Genomic DNA, 14,128 nt, shown 5'->3' with positions numbered 1-14,128 from the left:
GCAGTCGTTGCTATTAGACTTCTAGAAGCAGTCATAATTGAATTGGAAGCCAAGCACAGCTGGGTTAAAACCTATGACTATCTTTGAGCAAATAGATCCCGATCTCCTCTATCCAGATAGCGACGGCAAACCAATGGCAGACAATACAGAGCAATATCGTTGGATTGTCCTGATTAAGGAGAATTTAGAGATTCTGTTTGCTAATAATGACAATGTTTTGATTGCAGGAGATTTGCTGTGGTATCCTGTCCGTTCTCGGCTGATTACACCGACTGCACCTGATGTGATGGTTGTCTTCGGTAGATCAAAGGGAAAACGTCGTTCCTATCGTCAGTGGCAAGAAGACAATATCCCGGCGCAAGTAGTCTTTGAGATTCTTTCTTATAGTAATGATACCAAGGAGATGGAGCGTAAGCTGGAGTTCTATGATACCTATGGTGTTGAAGAATACTATTTATACGACCCTGAAAGTTTTCAACTAGATGGCTGGTTGCGGCAAAACAACCATTTGAATAAGCTATGGCAAATGGATAGTTGGCTCAGTCCCCGTTTGGGAATTAGATTTCAAACTGGGCTTGGAGAGTTAGTAATTTACCGTCCAGATGGACAGAGATTTTTGAATTCCTTGGAACTCAATCAACGGGTAGAACAGGCTGAGTTATTGGTAGAACAAGAACGTCAACGCGCTGAACAAGAACGCCAACGCGCTGAACAGTTAGCAGCATATTTGCGTAATCTCGGCATCGATCCTGATAATCTTCCGTAATTGGGGAGTGGGGAGCAGGGGAGCAGGGGAGCAGGGGAGCAGGGGAGCAGGGGAGAGGTTGCAGTAAGTTTAGTTTTTCCCTCTGCACCTCTGTACTTCTGCCTCTTGTGTCCAATGCCCAATGCCCAATGCCCAATGCCCAATAGCTAACTTATTGCTCTACCGACGAATAATCTCCTGATTTCCCGCCACTCTTACTTATTAAACGAATCGATTCAATTTGAATCGACTTTTCTAAAGCTTTTGCCATATCGTATAAAGTCAAAGCAGCGACAGAAACGGCAGTTAAGGCTTCCATCTCTACACCGGTTTCAGCTTTGGTTTTGACTGTGGCTTGAATTTGATAACCCGGTAGTTGGGGATCGGGTGTGATTTCGACTGCGATTTTTTGCAAAGGCAACGGATGACACAGAGGAATTAAAGTGGCTGTTTGCTTGGCTGCCATAATTCCAGCCAATCTTGCAGTTGCCAACACATCCCCTTTTGGGACATTTCCGGCTTGAATGGCAGCGAACGTGGCTGGCAGCATTCGCACATTGGCAGCGGCTACTGCTTGGCGAATGGTGGGTGCTTTATCAGACACATCAACCATCTGTGCCTGTCCTTGGGGATCTAGATGGGTTAAGTTGGCAAAATTAGCTGGAAAATTATCTTGCGCCATTTGGTTAGAACGTGTTAATATAGATTGTCGGTGAGGGCGTGTAGCTCAGTGGACTAGAGCACGTGGCTACGGACCACGGTGTCGGGGGTTCGAATCCCTCCTCGCCCGTTTTGAAAAAGTTAAGAGTTGAAAGTTAGGAGTGATGAGTTAAATTTCATCGCTCCTAACTTTTAAGTTTTTCAAAGCGTAAGCATCTGGAGCTAGACCTAGTGCAAAGCGCAGTGAGTTGGATAAGTTTTTGCTCGAACGGGTGAGGAAGAGGATAAGTGCTAGAGAAGTCATCGCAGCACCGTAGCCAAACATATCGCGGTAGCCTACAAGTTCTGCAATAATACCCAAAAGAGGAGCAGCGATCGCAATTCCTAGATCGAGTCCGGCTATGCAGATAGCAAAAATTTTCCCCCGTTCTTGCGGCAGCGAACGGTCTGCCATCATCGTAATCATCATCGAGATCAGTGTACCACCACCAGCACCTTCAGCGATCGCAGCCAGTAAGAAAACGATCGGGCTGTAAGCCTGCCACAGCAGTATTAACGCCAAAACGTAGCAAAAAATCCCAAAGGTAATAAACAAACCACGCCCAAAGCGATCGCTTGCCTTGCCAGCAAATATCCTGATACTAAAACTAGAAATTGCCGCAGCTGTAAAAAACAGTCCACCATTGAAGTCTACCTCAGTGGATTTGAGGAACAACGACACAAAAGTATGTACAGCACCAAGAGACAAACCAACCAGCAACATAACTAAAGTTGGAACTCTCACCCGTGGACTGACCAAAATTTGCCAAAATTTGCGATCCTCTCCCTGAGTTTGCTCCTGCGTTTGCACTGGCGGATTCGTAACTTGTAAAATCTCCAAGAGGGCGACAAAACCCAATTCGGCGGATAACAGAAATAATATTCCGTAACCACTTGTAGCTTCTAAATACCCACCTAAGGCAGGGCCAATTGCTAAACCAATGGGAGTTGCTAGGGTCATGTACCCAATGATTTCACCACGAGTTTGGGCGGGCGCTAAATCTGCAACTAAGGCACTGTAGCCAGTGGTAAAAGCAGCAACACTAATGCCGTGAAAAATCCGCACTAGGATCAATAACCCAATTGATTTGGTTGCCAAGTAACCAAAGGGTGCGATCGCAGCTACGATCGTACCAATCAACAAGACAATTTTGCGACCGCGTTCATCGGCTAACCGTCCCAGCATTGGGCGAGATAGCAATAACCCAATGGCGAAACTGCCCATCACAATCCCAATTTCTTGCTTGCTTGCGCCCACATCATCGATGTAAAGCGGTAGAGTTGGCAAGAGCGAAGATATGCTCGACCAGAATAATAAACCTGCCGTAAATAAAATCAGCAGGTTACGCCGCAGTTCGGCATTAAATGTATTAAATGCTTTCAAGGTAGATGCAATTTAACTAGTTTTTTGTCCTTTGTCCTTTGTCATTTGTCATTTGTCCTTTGTCTAGAGTCAACCAATATTTACTAATGACCAATGACTAATGACTAATGACTTATGACTACTATTGTTACGCTACTTAACATTTTTTGCTACCACCTCTCGCACGCGATAGATAGGCCGTCCTTGGGATTCGTGGTATGTACGCATGAGCAATTCTGCTAAAAGTCCGAAGCAAAACAACTGTACTCCGGTTAGTAGCAGGAGAACTGCTAAAATCAGCAGAGGGCGATTGCCAATCATCTCACCTAAAGCCAATTTGACGAAAGTCAAGTAAATTCCGATCGCAGTACCCGAAAACATTGAAATCAAGCCCAACAGCCCAAAAACGTGCATCGGACGGGTAAGGAATTTTTTCATAAACAGAATGGTTAACAAATCCATCAATACCCGGAATGTCCGCCAAATTCCATATTTACTACGACCAAAGCGGCGGGCGTGATGACGTACAGGTATTTCGGTAATTCTAGCTCCTTCGATGTACGCCAAAGCAGGTAAAAATCGATGTAACTCCCCGTAGAGATTCATATCTGCCAAAAGTTCTGAACGATAGGCTTTCAGCGAACAGCCATAGTCATGAATATTCACGCTAGTGGTGCGGCGAATTAGCCAATTGGCAATTTTGGAAGGAAGTAACCGATTTACAGCACCATCTTGGCGTTTTTGCCGCCAACCACTCACCAAATCGTAACCCTCATCCAGCTTTGCCAATAACATGGGGATATCAGCGGGATCGTTCTGGAGATCGGCATCTAAAGTAACGATCGCTTTACCGACTGCATAATAAAATCCAGCAGCCATCGCCGCAGTTTGTCCGTAGTTGCGACGCAAAATCACCGCTTTTAAATCAGTGCGGATTTGCGCCTGTTCTTTGAGAAAATCCCCAGAACCATCTGTAGAACCATCATCTACACAAATGATTTCATAATTTACCTGACTAGAAGATAAAGTAGAGGCGATCGCTTCTAGTAAAAGCGGCAAACTCTCCACCTCGTCATGTATTGGTACTACCACCGAAACATCTGGGACAATTGCTGAAATCGCCCCATTTTCCTCACTACTCCTTTCGGAAACCAACCCACTCCTCATAAGCCTCAGCGCCCTCAGCGTCTCTGTGGTTCGTAACTCTTCAAAACTCTACCAGCACCTCGCAGCTGCTGATAATACGACTGACTAACCGCATCTCCCTGTTCCGAGAGAATATCAATTCCGATCCCATTCCGCCCCTGCTCTTTCCCAGAACTATGGATATAATAACCATCCGCCAAATAAAGCCCGACATGGGTGGCTTTTTGACTAGTTCCAAAAAATACCAGATCCCCGGCTGCTAATTCTGCAATCGTAATTGGTTGAGTGAATCCTTCCTGTTGATAAGCATCTCTAGGTAGCCAAATACCCACTGAAGCAAACGCCGCTTGCATCAACCCAGAACAGTCATAATTTGGCCCAACCGTACCACCCCAAAGATAATAATTTGATTGTTGCATCGCTTTTTGGGTAAAGGCGATAATCTCTGCTAGGAGTTTTTTAATCTCCGATTCAGAAAATGTTGCAGCCTGATAAGGTACAGTAGCAGATTGTAATGAATCAAAATCTGAAAGAGATAGCCATCCTGGATAGTCATCTTCACATAAATACACCTCAACCGCCGAATTTTGATGATTTGATGTTACCCACAAATGTCGCCCAGATGCGGCTTGAGTTGCTAAACGCGTACATTCAGGAGAATCATATAAATTCAGGTCAGCTAAACACTGATACTCCCCTGATTTTGGATTTTGGACTTCGGCTTCGCTCAGTCGAACCATTTTGGATTTTAGATTAAAGGACATTATCAGAGAATGATTTTTTTTAATAAAGACGAACAACTCGAAAATCTTGGTAATGGCATTTTAGATGCAACTTGGGCAGCATTTCCGACCTTAGCACGTAACCAAATTGCCTTGACTTGGGTTGTTTACGATCCACCAGTGCGAGTAAATACTGGCGGGGCGCTAACTCCCAACGCTTTTTGGGATCATCCAGTTCGTGGTTTCACTTATCGCGGTGTTGAGCGGATTTATCCTGCTAGTATAGTCAAGCTATTTTACCTGGTGGCGGTAAATGAATGGCTAGAAAAAGGCATGAGTCAAACTTCCAAGGAGTTGGAGCGAGCCTTGCGGGATATGATTGTCGATTCTAGTAACGATGCTACCAGCTTGGTTGTGGATATTTTGAGTGGCACCACATCAGGGCCAGAATTACCAATCGGCCCCTTTGAAACCTGGAAATATCAGCGTAATATTGTTAACCGCTATTACCAATCCTTGGGTTGGGAAGAAATGGAGACAATAAACGTCTGTCAAAAAACTTGGAGTGAGGGCCCTTATGGACGAGAACGGGCATTCGTGGGAGAGTTACTGGAAAATCGCAATATGTTGACCACAAATGCGATCGCTAGGTTACTGCATAGTATAGTAGGTGGAGTGGCGGTTTCAAGTGCGCGATCGCAAGCTATGATGGCTTTACTCAAACGTCCTCTCAACGATTTGCCCACTGACAGAGAGGAAGATCAGGTAACAGGTTTTTTAGGCGGTGGACTCCCTGAAAATGCTCAAATTTGGTCAAAGGCAGGTTGGACAAGTCAAGTTCGCCATGATGCTGCCTATATTGAGTTACCAGGACAGCGCCCTTATCTCTTAGTGGTATTTACTGAAGGGAAAGCGCAGGCTAAGAGTCAGGCTATTTTGCCCTTTGTTTCTAAATTAATTGCCGATGCGATCGCTAGTCTATAATCCACTCCTATGAACTTAGGTGCAATCGGCAGTTATAAACCTCGTCTACACAGGCAAAACCGACCTCCGTGGGTTCAAACCCTCAATTTTTTGAGTACAGCTTTGCGTAAAATCATAGCGTTTTTAATGCAAGGGGACGCATTGGCATTGTCAGTCGATGCATTGGTATTGTCAGTCGATGCATTGGCATTGTCAGTCGATGCATTGGCATTGTTAGTCGATGCATTGGCATTGCCAAATTTAATTCGCTACGAATTAATGAAATGCTGTACTTAGTCCGCGGAGGCAGACTTTGTTTGTGTAGCTGCGAATTCCATTGCCTTGGCTATTTCAACTTAAATTCATCAAACTTCAAAACTTCCGAATCAGGCTTGCGAGTATCAAAGCGATAACTACTTATCGTACCCGTCCCCGTATCAAAGATACTGAAAACTGTAATATCATTACTCGCAATATAAGGCATCGGCTTTCCATCTTCACCAAGCATTGGGGCAATTGTTGGCACTATCGGTTCTAACCCATTGGGATCGCCAAGCTTAACATAATCCTCTTGATATCCAATTGGTACTTCTCGCTTTCTATCACCCCAAGCAGCGCCGTAACTATTACCTACATTAGATGTTTCTAGAAAGTGCATTCCACTGGGACTAACAAAGCGGTTCCACAAATGGGAATGCCCATAAAATACTAATTGCACATTAGCTGCTTCAAGTATTGGGACAACATCGCGGATAATATAATCTGCGTCTTTGGGATACTCGTAACGCACTGCTTTGATATTGCCGCCATCCCGTTCAATTATCTGTAATGGTTCTGTATAAGCAGGAACTATATTATCACCCAAAGTATGGGGTGGGTGATGGAACATCACAACTTTGTATTTTGCTTGTTGAAACTCAGGGCTGTTAAGTTCCGACTCTAGCCAATTATATTGCTTGCTGCCTTTAGCAATTGGCTCATAAATCACTTGTCCATAACCCCAATCCTCAGGATTATTTAAATCCTTTTCTGCTTCTCGATATCTACCTTTAAACTTTCCATCTAATTTGGGAGTTCGCCACATATTCGTAGCGTACAGTACCACCAAACGCGTATCACCAAAACTAACTGCATAATACCTTTTTCCACCCTCTTTACTTTTTGGTAAAGAGAAAATCTCTTCGTAGGTATTAGTATTAAAAGAATTATCGATTAAAGATTTCTCTGGGTAGATTTTTTGAGCGACGGCACGGGGAATTGTATCATCAAATTCATCATTTAAACTTCCCGTCCTGGCAAAGCGCCCCATCACCTCATGATTGCCAATGCAAGTAAACATGGGTGTATGTTGAATTATTTGTCCACCAGTGTAGGTTATCTTAACACCGTCGTGCGTCATTTCATATTTAGCACGACCTTGTAAACCAGGAAACAACGCACTACCACCATTATCATCAAACCATTCTGAGGCGCGATCGCTAACATTGACCAAATCACCAGCAAACCACACGCCATCAACTCGCCCCACTGTTTCTACCACCTTTTGCAGATTTGCCGCTGTCATCGGCTTTAATTGATGATCTGAGGTCAGTAGAATTTTAAGTGGTGTATCTGATTTGGGAGTAGCTGCAAGGCTGAAAACATCACTGTCAACACTTTTGCCCTCTTCTTGCACACTTGTAACACGATAGTTAACCCGCACACCAGGAGTTAACCCAGTTACCTCAGCCTCATGTCGCCAAATGTCCCGTTGGACGGGTTTTTGATAAACTTGTCCGTCTTGGGTTTGGTTTGCAACTCTTGATTGTTGGTCTTCACGCGTGCGACTGAGTTTGGTAGTACTTGCCCTAGCAGTTTGTTTGAGATTTTCGCCGTAGGTTACTGTGTGATTAACACCAGCAAATTCAGTAAACCAAACTACTTGCACTGAAGTTGCAGTTGGCAATTGCAAAAATGGGTCGGTGAGCAGTTGGGGTGCTGATGTCATAATTGTTTGCCCAAATGAACGCACACCTACCAGAGTAAAGCATATAACAAGCACAAGCATAACTACTGAGGAAATTTTTCGGCGGCTTTTGCGTCTGAGCATGAGTAACACACCAAATTTTAGGGTAATCACCGACTGAAGGCATTTTATCAAGGAAGGCAGGAGGCAGAGGGCAGGAGGCAGGAGGAAAATATAAGAAATGTGTGCAAAATCCCGAACAATTACTCCAGCAGCTACCGGATTTATTAAAACGTCAGCAGCAAGTAAACCAGATAGGGCAATTAGTTGCTAAATTCAATATCAGCGTGAGTAATTAAAAGTGGAAATACAAACTTTTTCACAACTACTAATTTTTGGCTCTTTTATCGGATTAGTTGGTTGGACTATTACCAATCAAATTGGAAAAACTGAAATTCAAGTTAAAAGTCATGAAGATTGGTTGCTTGATGGTACAGGGCTAATGATTCAAGGAATTTTGATTCCCTTATTACAAGCTACTTTCGTTTTTTGGCTTTATCAAAATTTATTACCAACTCAGCAAGGAGATTTAAAATTATCATTAATTCCGAGTTTTCTTATCAGTTTTGTTGTGGTTGATTATTTATATTATTGGAATCATCGTTTATTACATACAAAATCTTTCTGGAAGATTCATCAAGTTCATCATACTGTTACTCAGATGGATGTATTAGGAACTTCTCGCAACACACTTTGGACAAGTTTGTTAATTGTTTATTTATGGATACACACTTTATTTTTGTATCTTTTAGCCGATCCAACAGGTTATGTACTTGGAGTAAGTCTCACTTCTGCCTTAGATTTATGGCGACATAGCCGCTTGATAATTCCTGAAAATAGCTGGTTTTATCAATTTTTATCTTCTTGGTTAATCTTGCCACAGGATCATGCTTGGCATCATTGCCGTGAAATCCACAATTATAACTATGGGGCTAATCTAAAAATTTGGGATAAGTTACATGGGACATATTATGAAAGCAAAAAAATGCCATCTATAATCGGAATTTCTAGCTCATTAAACTTGTTCCAAAAACTTTTATTTCCATTTTCATGACTGTTATAAGTAAAATTCTTTTGTTTTTTCCCGCCTTTGTATTATTGCTAGCTGGGGCAGCAATAGTTTATCTCGCCTATTCACCCAACATCTTCAGCATTCTGGGAGTATTCCTTTCTATTTATGGGCTACCAGTGCTAGTTTACCGCTTGCATGAATGGGTTTATCCTGTGCGGGAAGGTATTAGTTATCTACAAAATAAAGAATATAACTCCTGGTGGGGTAGTCATCAAATCCAAGTAATTTTTATTGCAATTCCAGTGTTGGAAGCAGTGCTGCGGTTGATTCCAGGGGTGTTTTCCTGTTGGTTGCGATTGTGGGGTGCTAAAGTGGGGCGAGATGTATACTGGACACCAGGTTTAGAAATTGCCGATCGCAGTTTATTAGAAATTGGCGATCGCGTCGTTATCGGGCATGGTGTTGGTATCTATTCTCACATCATTAAACCCCGCAAGCAAAATTTAATGTTGTATGTCAAAAAAGTCAAGATCGGCAGCAATGTTTTTGTAGGAGCCGGATCTCACCTTGCTCCTGGTGTAGTCATTTGTGATGGTTCTTATTTACCAGCAGCCAGCAACATTTATCCTAATCAAAAGGTGCAATAATGCGTCCGATTATTCAGCTTTTTGGGCAAATTCTCGCACCAGCGGCGAGGCGATTCGATCGAGCTTTAGATAACCCAGAGTTAACGCAGACATCTGTACAAAAGGAGATTTGCGATCGCCTAATCAAAAGTGAGTATGGTAAAACTTTGGAGATTCATTCTGTAGACGATTGGCAGCGCGTACCAATTGTAGATTATGATACACTCGAACCTTACTTAAATCAAAACCAGCAGCAAATTTCCCTTACACCAGAACCGATTTTGTTCTACGAAAAAACCTCTGGTAGTAGTGGAGCAGTAAAATGGATTCCTTATACTCAATCTTTGCGGCGATCGTTTAATCAAATGTTCTGTGTATGGGCACACGATCTGATTGTACATGGCCCGAGATTTTCTACAGGCAAACTTTATGCTTGTATCTCGCCGCAATTAAATGTAGATGATAGCCAAACTTTACAGAACGATCTAGATTACTTAGACGGCTGGTTACGTTGGTTTTTGCGTCCTTGGTTGGTGATGCCAAATAAACTTAATCGGCTGCATAATGCGAATGTATTTAAACATCAATTGGTTTTGGCATTATTAGAGGCTGAAAAACTAGAAATTATCTCTATTTGGAGTCCTAGTTTTCTGCAAGTACATTTAAAATATATTCAAGAAAATCAAGATTTATTGCGAAGAGAATTACACAACCGGATTTCACATCATCGGCTGCAACTCCTGTGCGAAAGTAATATTCCCTGGATGCAACTCTGGCCAAATTTGAAGCTGATTTCTTGCTGGGATAGTGCCAATGCAGCAGATCGAGCGCAAGGATTAAGATCGCAATTTCCAGGTGTATTAATTCAAGGGAAAGGACTACTCGCAACGGAAGCACCAATGACGATTCCGTTGATTGTCGCTGGGGGATGTGTGCCGGTTCTCGATGAACTGTTTTTCGAGTTCGAGGATGATGCTGGTTCGCTGTATGGTTTACACGAACTCAACATTGGCAAGGAATACAAGATAATTTTATCGCAAAAAGGGGGTTTGTATCGTTATCGAATTGGCGATCGCATCCGGGTAACTCATTACTATCGCCACACTCCCTGTTTAGAGTTTCTCGGACGACATCAAGCCATTAGCGATTTAGTGGGCGAAAAGTTGCAAGAAACCTTTGTCAATAATGCTCTTATTAAGTTGAACTTGCAAGAAACTAATTTTAAAAGTTTGATGCCGATTGCCGATCCTCCGCACTATATTCTATTATTAGATTCGGCAAAAGAAACCCCAGAAATTATCGCTCAAAAACTCGATCTGGCTCTATCAGAATCGTATCATTACAAAAGAGCGCGAGCCATCGATCAACTCGCACCACCACAGGTTTTAATCTCTAGTCAAATTCCTGAAATATTAGTTTCCCATCGTATCCGCACTGGAAGTATTTGGGGAGGTATTAAGCATCCAATTCTGGCAACATCACCCATTAGCACTGAGCTTTTACAAGAATTGAAGTTGAACATTGCCCAAAAATAGCTCAATACGGTTTTGTTAAGGTTTTTTGATGAAAATTTTAGATCGCAAATATGGGACAAATCGCCGTCAACACGAAAAACTAATTATTGTAGAGACGGCGATTCATCGCGTCTCTCACCTTAATGTGTTCATTTTTAATTTTTAATTTTTAATTTTTAATTCCGCCTTGCGGTACTAATCTTTTAAAATTTGATTAAATATTTAGCGCGATTCTAATTTAGCAACTCGTGCCTCTAATTTATTAACTTGTTGCTTCAATTCAATCACCAAAGTTGCAAGCCGATCGAACATCGGATCTTGCTGTGATAAGTTCCTTCTAGAACCAGTTGACTGTCGTGGGGTAAGTGTTGTTCTTGAAGATGGAGACTGGCGAGTTCTACCTAGCTGAGACTCTAACTGATTTAACCGCGACTCAACACGATTCAAGTCCGCTTCCAGATTGTAGATGCGGGACTCTACTTGCTGCGATGAGGCAGTTTGAGAAAAAAAACTGCCCCAAAGAATTGTTACTAAAATCCCGGCGATTACTAGCACCTTGATTTTTTTCATACCAATAGCTGACTTGTTAGAACAGTCTATCTAACCAAACTTTGTTGGGATAATTACAGACTAAAAGTCTGTAGATATTTCATCTCTTATCTGGTTGTAAGTTAGAAAATAAACTCTGCCAATCGATAGAGTTGACAGTATTTTCTCCCTGTTTAACCTCAAATGTGACGTTAGAAGCTTTTTCTAGTTTTAACGCTTGTACGCAAAGTTCTGCCACATCCTCACGACTGATTTTGCCCCTAATATTATCACCTTGCTCAAATATTAATTCCTTACCTCCTGCGTCTTCAGTTAAAGCACAAGGTCTAATAATTGTATAAGGAATTCCGCTTTCTCTTAAACTATCTTCTCCCTTCAACTTCCAAGTTAAAATTCCTCCCAATTGCTCATTTAATTTCACTGCTGGCGGTTCTTCATCTAAATTAATGCCAGGACGACCGGGACGAGTGACACCTGCTGAACTGACGAGAATAAATTGTGGTAAAGTTGCCCCCCCATAAGCTTTAATTGATTCCATCTGAAAGGTAAAACTACCTGGGGAAAATTTCGGATTTAAAGCGCCATCATGTTCAAATTTGCTCAACATCAGTTGGATTGAGCAAATTCTACTTTGCTCAAGTGGCGGCGCATCTTTGACAGTTTTTGCTCGAAAGACGGGAATCAAATCCGCAAAGGGAATGTGAATATCTATCCAGGTATTAGCTACGGTATCGAAAGAATAGCTATAGCCAATACCATCCCATGTTGTATCTGTCCGTAGAAATATTTTATAGCGTTGACCATCACCTTTGACACGCAATTTCACACCTTCATAACTAGATAAGTTGAAAGGTGGATCAAAATTCTTCGTTCTGACAGAAACAAATCCGCCAGAGTTAGCGGTGGAGACATTACCCGCAAATAAAGCTGTATTTTCTACTAATTGGATATTACTGGCACTCACGCCACCCATGACAACATCATCCAGCGCTCCCCAGTTATCCTTTAATTCTGCTGATGGCTTGGTGAAATCAAATATTAGTTTTTCCTTCGCTTGGGGTAGATATTTTGCCGCAGCTTGGACTAAGTTTTTCACTCCTTGATATTCTACATTTTCGGGAGTGTCACCAACAATTTCTGGCTGGTAAAATTTCACACCTTGATAATATTTGGCTCTATCTGCTGTGTCTCCCTCAACTGGTTGTACGCGTACTGCTGTGCAACAAATTACAGCTTGGATATCAGCCATAACTAAAGGAGTTAAAGTTTCTGGTTGCGTGATATCCGCAACTACTAAATCGATATCATTACCAAGAATTGACCGCGCTTTGTCAATATCTCGAACTAGAGCGCGAACTTTATAACCTTGTTGGAGCGATCGCTGGACGACTCGTTTACCGACACCACCTGTTGCACCTGCTACTAATATTACACCCACCTTTCTTCCTCCATTGGGTCTATATTGATTATCCTTAGGACGACCTTGGATTAATTGCTGTACCCAGTTAAGGAAAGGAATTACCTCAAAGTAAGTCAGGGTTTCGATAAACCTGCCTAAGTCCCATTGAGAACGATTTTTGTCAGTCATATTTGCGTCCTCATAACTTTATTCACTCTAACAATTTTGGAGGAAGTGTCGTTCAATTACTTGAAAAGCGCTGTAATTTATTCAGCGCGCAAGAGTATCTAAAACAGGGTATGGGATGTAGGGGAAAGACGAAATGGTAAGCTGAGATTGTAGTTATTTCTGACAACAGGCATAAATTACTATCGCTACCAGAGCAGTAAAGCAGGCAGAATATAGCTTCCGGGCAATAATGCAAAAACTCCTTTTTAATGACAAAGATAGATTTAAAGCCCAGGCCCTATTCCTTGGTAAAGGTATTAATTTACAGACGCTGGAGAATTACGTTTCCTTGGCGAGTATGCCAGTATTGGTTAAAGTCGGTGAGGAAGGGTACGCAGTATTGCTGGCCTATGGTGCAGTTGTCCTGTTTAACCTTGAGCCTGTAGAAAAAGTAGCCTTTTTGAGCAAACTATCTTCTCAAATTAGCGGCCCTTTTGCCGACCCGGAAACAGAAGAGGTGGAAGTTCATCTCAGTATTACAGAGAGTGAACGAGCTAAGGAAGGAAAAATTTTACTGCATGAATTGAGTATAGAACGCTTGCAAATAGTGGCTGATATTCTCGCCAAGAGTGTTGTACTGTCTCACTATGAAACCAGCCTAGCGACTGTATTCGATCAAATTGAACCATTTGCAGCTAGTCTCCAGCGTGAAAACAGGAGTAGACAACAAAGCCGGGAATTACTGCGTCAACTTGGGACTACCCTATTAGTTCAACATAAGATTGTGGGTCAAGTAGAAATTATCGATAAGCCGGAGTTACTCTGGGAATCTCCACAGCTAGAAAACTTATATCTGCGCTTGGAAGATGAATACGAAATCCGCGAGCGTCACCATGCGCTGGAACGTAAACTAGAGCTAATTGCCCAAACCGCCCAAACGGTGCTGGAGTTCATGCAGCATAGCAGTAGTCAGCGAGTAGAGTGGTATGTGGTGATTCTAATTGTGGTAGAGGTTTTACTATCACTGTACGATATCCTTTTCAAAGGCTAAAGCTAAATTTAGGGTTGCGCTGGCGAGGGAGCGATCGCAACTACTTAAAATTCAGTGCGAGAAATCGCTCCTCATATCAATTCTGTATGATGTGGGGGAAAATAGCCCCAACAACCCTTGGGTAAAAGCCCCGTCTTTTAAGGCGATTGCACTGGTCGGGGTTTCA

The 14,128-nt window shown here is 42.4% G+C and carries 14 protein-coding genes and 1 tRNA gene; 8 read left to right on the top strand and 7 right to left on the bottom strand.

What is annotated here, in order from left to right:
- Window positions 1-73 precede the first annotated feature (73 nt).
- A complete protein-coding gene (locus AC1F2U_RS00450) occupies window positions 74-766 on the top strand; it encodes a Uma2 family endonuclease (RefSeq protein WP_480259348.1) in 693 nt (230 codons plus the stop codon).
- Between the two features lie 151 nt (window positions 767-917).
- On the opposite strand, the gene moaC is transcribed toward AC1F2U_RS00450, so the two are convergent.
- Window positions 918-1,427 carry a cyclic pyranopterin monophosphate synthase MoaC gene (moaC, locus tag AC1F2U_RS00445; RefSeq protein WP_480259347.1) on the bottom strand — a complete coding sequence of 170 codons (510 nt, stop codon included), beginning with the start codon at window positions 1,425-1,427 and terminating at the stop codon, window positions 918-920.
- A gap of 34 nt (window positions 1,428-1,461) precedes the next feature.
- Here moaC and AC1F2U_RS00440 point away from each other — a divergent pair.
- A tRNA-Arg gene (locus tag AC1F2U_RS00440) sits at window positions 1,462-1,535 on the top strand.
- A 39-nt stretch (window positions 1,536-1,574) separates the two neighbouring features.
- Here AC1F2U_RS00440 and AC1F2U_RS00435 read toward each other — a convergent pair.
- From AC1F2U_RS00435 to AC1F2U_RS00425, 3 genes are all read right to left on the bottom strand, one after another.
- Window positions 1,575-2,828: an MFS transporter gene (locus AC1F2U_RS00435; protein ID WP_480259346.1), complete on the bottom strand. Its 1,254-nt coding sequence runs from the start codon at window positions 2,826-2,828 to the stop codon at window positions 1,575-1,577.
- A 132-nt stretch (window positions 2,829-2,960) separates the two neighbouring features.
- The gene (locus AC1F2U_RS00430) at window positions 2,961-3,974 is read right to left on the bottom strand and encodes a glycosyltransferase family 2 protein (protein WP_480259345.1); all 1,014 of its coding nucleotides are present in this window, start codon (window positions 3,972-3,974) and stop codon (window positions 2,961-2,963) included.
- 14 nt (window positions 3,975-3,988) lie between these two features.
- Complete coding sequence (locus AC1F2U_RS00425; RefSeq protein ID WP_480259344.1) at window positions 3,989-4,717, bottom strand: C40 family peptidase; 729 nt, start codon at window positions 4,715-4,717, stop codon at window positions 3,989-3,991.
- A gap of 9 nt (window positions 4,718-4,726) precedes the next feature.
- Here AC1F2U_RS00425 and AC1F2U_RS00420 point away from each other — a divergent pair, with 9 nt between their 5' ends.
- Complete coding sequence (locus AC1F2U_RS00420) at window positions 4,727-5,659, top strand: serine hydrolase (RefSeq protein WP_480259343.1); 933 nt, start codon at window positions 4,727-4,729, stop codon at window positions 5,657-5,659.
- A 9-nt stretch (window positions 5,660-5,668) separates the two neighbouring features.
- Window positions 5,669-5,935 (top strand): hypothetical protein, encoded by a 267-nt coding sequence (locus tag AC1F2U_RS00415; RefSeq protein WP_480259342.1) that lies wholly within the window; start codon window positions 5,669-5,671, stop codon window positions 5,933-5,935.
- Between the two features lie 49 nt (window positions 5,936-5,984).
- Here the strand turns inward: AC1F2U_RS00415 and AC1F2U_RS00410 are convergent, their stop codons facing one another.
- Window positions 5,985-7,625 (bottom strand): purple acid phosphatase family protein, encoded by a 1,641-nt coding sequence (locus AC1F2U_RS00410; protein WP_480259341.1) that lies wholly within the window; start codon window positions 7,623-7,625, stop codon window positions 5,985-5,987.
- A gap of 319 nt (window positions 7,626-7,944) precedes the next feature.
- On the opposite strand from AC1F2U_RS00410, the gene AC1F2U_RS00405 reads away from it, so the two are divergent.
- From AC1F2U_RS00405 to AC1F2U_RS00395, 3 genes are read left to right on the top strand one after another with little or no spacing between them, the layout of a single operon-like run.
- Window positions 7,945-8,697: a sterol desaturase family protein gene (locus AC1F2U_RS00405; RefSeq protein WP_480259340.1), complete on the top strand. Its 753-nt coding sequence runs from the start codon at window positions 7,945-7,947 to the stop codon at window positions 8,695-8,697.
- Entirely contained in the window at window positions 8,694-9,302 is a 609-nt protein-coding gene (locus AC1F2U_RS00400; protein ID WP_480259339.1) for an acyltransferase, read from the top strand. Before AC1F2U_RS00405 ends, AC1F2U_RS00400 begins: the two co-directional genes overlap by 4 nt.
- Window positions 9,302-10,816: a GH3 family acyl-acid amido synthetase gene (locus tag AC1F2U_RS00395; protein WP_480259338.1), complete on the top strand. Its 1,515-nt coding sequence runs from the start codon at window positions 9,302-9,304 to the stop codon at window positions 10,814-10,816. The genes AC1F2U_RS00400 and AC1F2U_RS00395 overlap by 1 nt, the downstream gene beginning before the upstream one ends.
- 201 nt (window positions 10,817-11,017) lie before the next feature.
- Here AC1F2U_RS00395 and AC1F2U_RS00390 read toward each other — a convergent pair whose 3' ends face one another.
- Window positions 11,018-11,365: a hypothetical protein gene (locus AC1F2U_RS00390; RefSeq protein ID WP_480259337.1), complete on the bottom strand. Its 348-nt coding sequence runs from the start codon at window positions 11,363-11,365 to the stop codon at window positions 11,018-11,020.
- Window positions 11,366-11,444: 79 nt separating this feature from the next.
- Window positions 11,445-12,932 (bottom strand): CIA30 family protein, encoded by a 1,488-nt coding sequence (locus AC1F2U_RS00385; protein ID WP_480259336.1) that lies wholly within the window; start codon window positions 12,930-12,932, stop codon window positions 11,445-11,447.
- Between the two features lie 229 nt (window positions 12,933-13,161).
- On the opposite strand from AC1F2U_RS00385, the gene AC1F2U_RS00380 reads away from it, so the two are divergent.
- Window positions 13,162-13,962 (top strand): RMD1 family protein, encoded by an 801-nt coding sequence (locus AC1F2U_RS00380; RefSeq protein ID WP_480259335.1) that lies wholly within the window; start codon window positions 13,162-13,164, stop codon window positions 13,960-13,962.
- Window positions 13,963-14,128: the final 166 nt, after the last annotated feature.

The organism is Nostoc sp. LEGE 12454 (assembly GCF_056620565.1).
This window is presented reverse-complemented; position numbering and strand designations above follow the sequence as displayed.

What these genes read in the sequence shown, in the direction of transcription:
- AC1F2U_RS00450 (WP_480259348.1), top strand. Translation starts at nt 74, where the DNA reads ATGACTATCTTTGAGCAAATAGATCCCGATCTCCTCTATCCAGATAGC.
- moaC (WP_480259347.1), bottom strand. Translation starts at nt 1,427, where the DNA reads ATGGCGCAAGATAATTTTCCAGCTAATTTTGCCAACTTAACCCATCTA.
- AC1F2U_RS00430 (WP_480259345.1), bottom strand. Translation starts at nt 3,974, where the DNA reads ATGAGGAGTGGGTTGGTTTCCGAAAGGAGTAGTGAGGAAAATGGGGCG.
- AC1F2U_RS00425 (WP_480259344.1), bottom strand. Translation starts at nt 4,717, where the DNA reads ATGTCCTTTAATCTAAAATCCAAAATGGTTCGACTGAGCGAAGCCGAA.
- AC1F2U_RS00420 (WP_480259343.1), top strand. Translation starts at nt 4,727, where the DNA reads ATGATTTTTTTTAATAAAGACGAACAACTCGAAAATCTTGGTAATGGC.
- AC1F2U_RS00415 (WP_480259342.1), top strand. Translation starts at nt 5,669, where the DNA reads ATGAACTTAGGTGCAATCGGCAGTTATAAACCTCGTCTACACAGGCAA.
- AC1F2U_RS00410 (WP_480259341.1), bottom strand. Translation starts at nt 7,625, where the DNA reads ATGACATCAGCACCCCAACTGCTCACCGACCCATTTTTGCAATTGCCA.
- AC1F2U_RS00400 (WP_480259339.1), top strand. Translation starts at nt 8,694, where the DNA reads ATGACTGTTATAAGTAAAATTCTTTTGTTTTTTCCCGCCTTTGTATTA.
- AC1F2U_RS00395 (WP_480259338.1), top strand. Translation starts at nt 9,302, where the DNA reads ATGCGTCCGATTATTCAGCTTTTTGGGCAAATTCTCGCACCAGCGGCG.
- AC1F2U_RS00390 (WP_480259337.1), bottom strand. Translation starts at nt 11,365, where the DNA reads ATGAAAAAAATCAAGGTGCTAGTAATCGCCGGGATTTTAGTAACAATT.
- AC1F2U_RS00385 (WP_480259336.1), bottom strand. Translation starts at nt 12,932, where the DNA reads ATGACTGACAAAAATCGTTCTCAATGGGACTTAGGCAGGTTTATCGAA.
- AC1F2U_RS00380 (WP_480259335.1), top strand. Translation starts at nt 13,162, where the DNA reads ATGCAAAAACTCCTTTTTAATGACAAAGATAGATTTAAAGCCCAGGCC.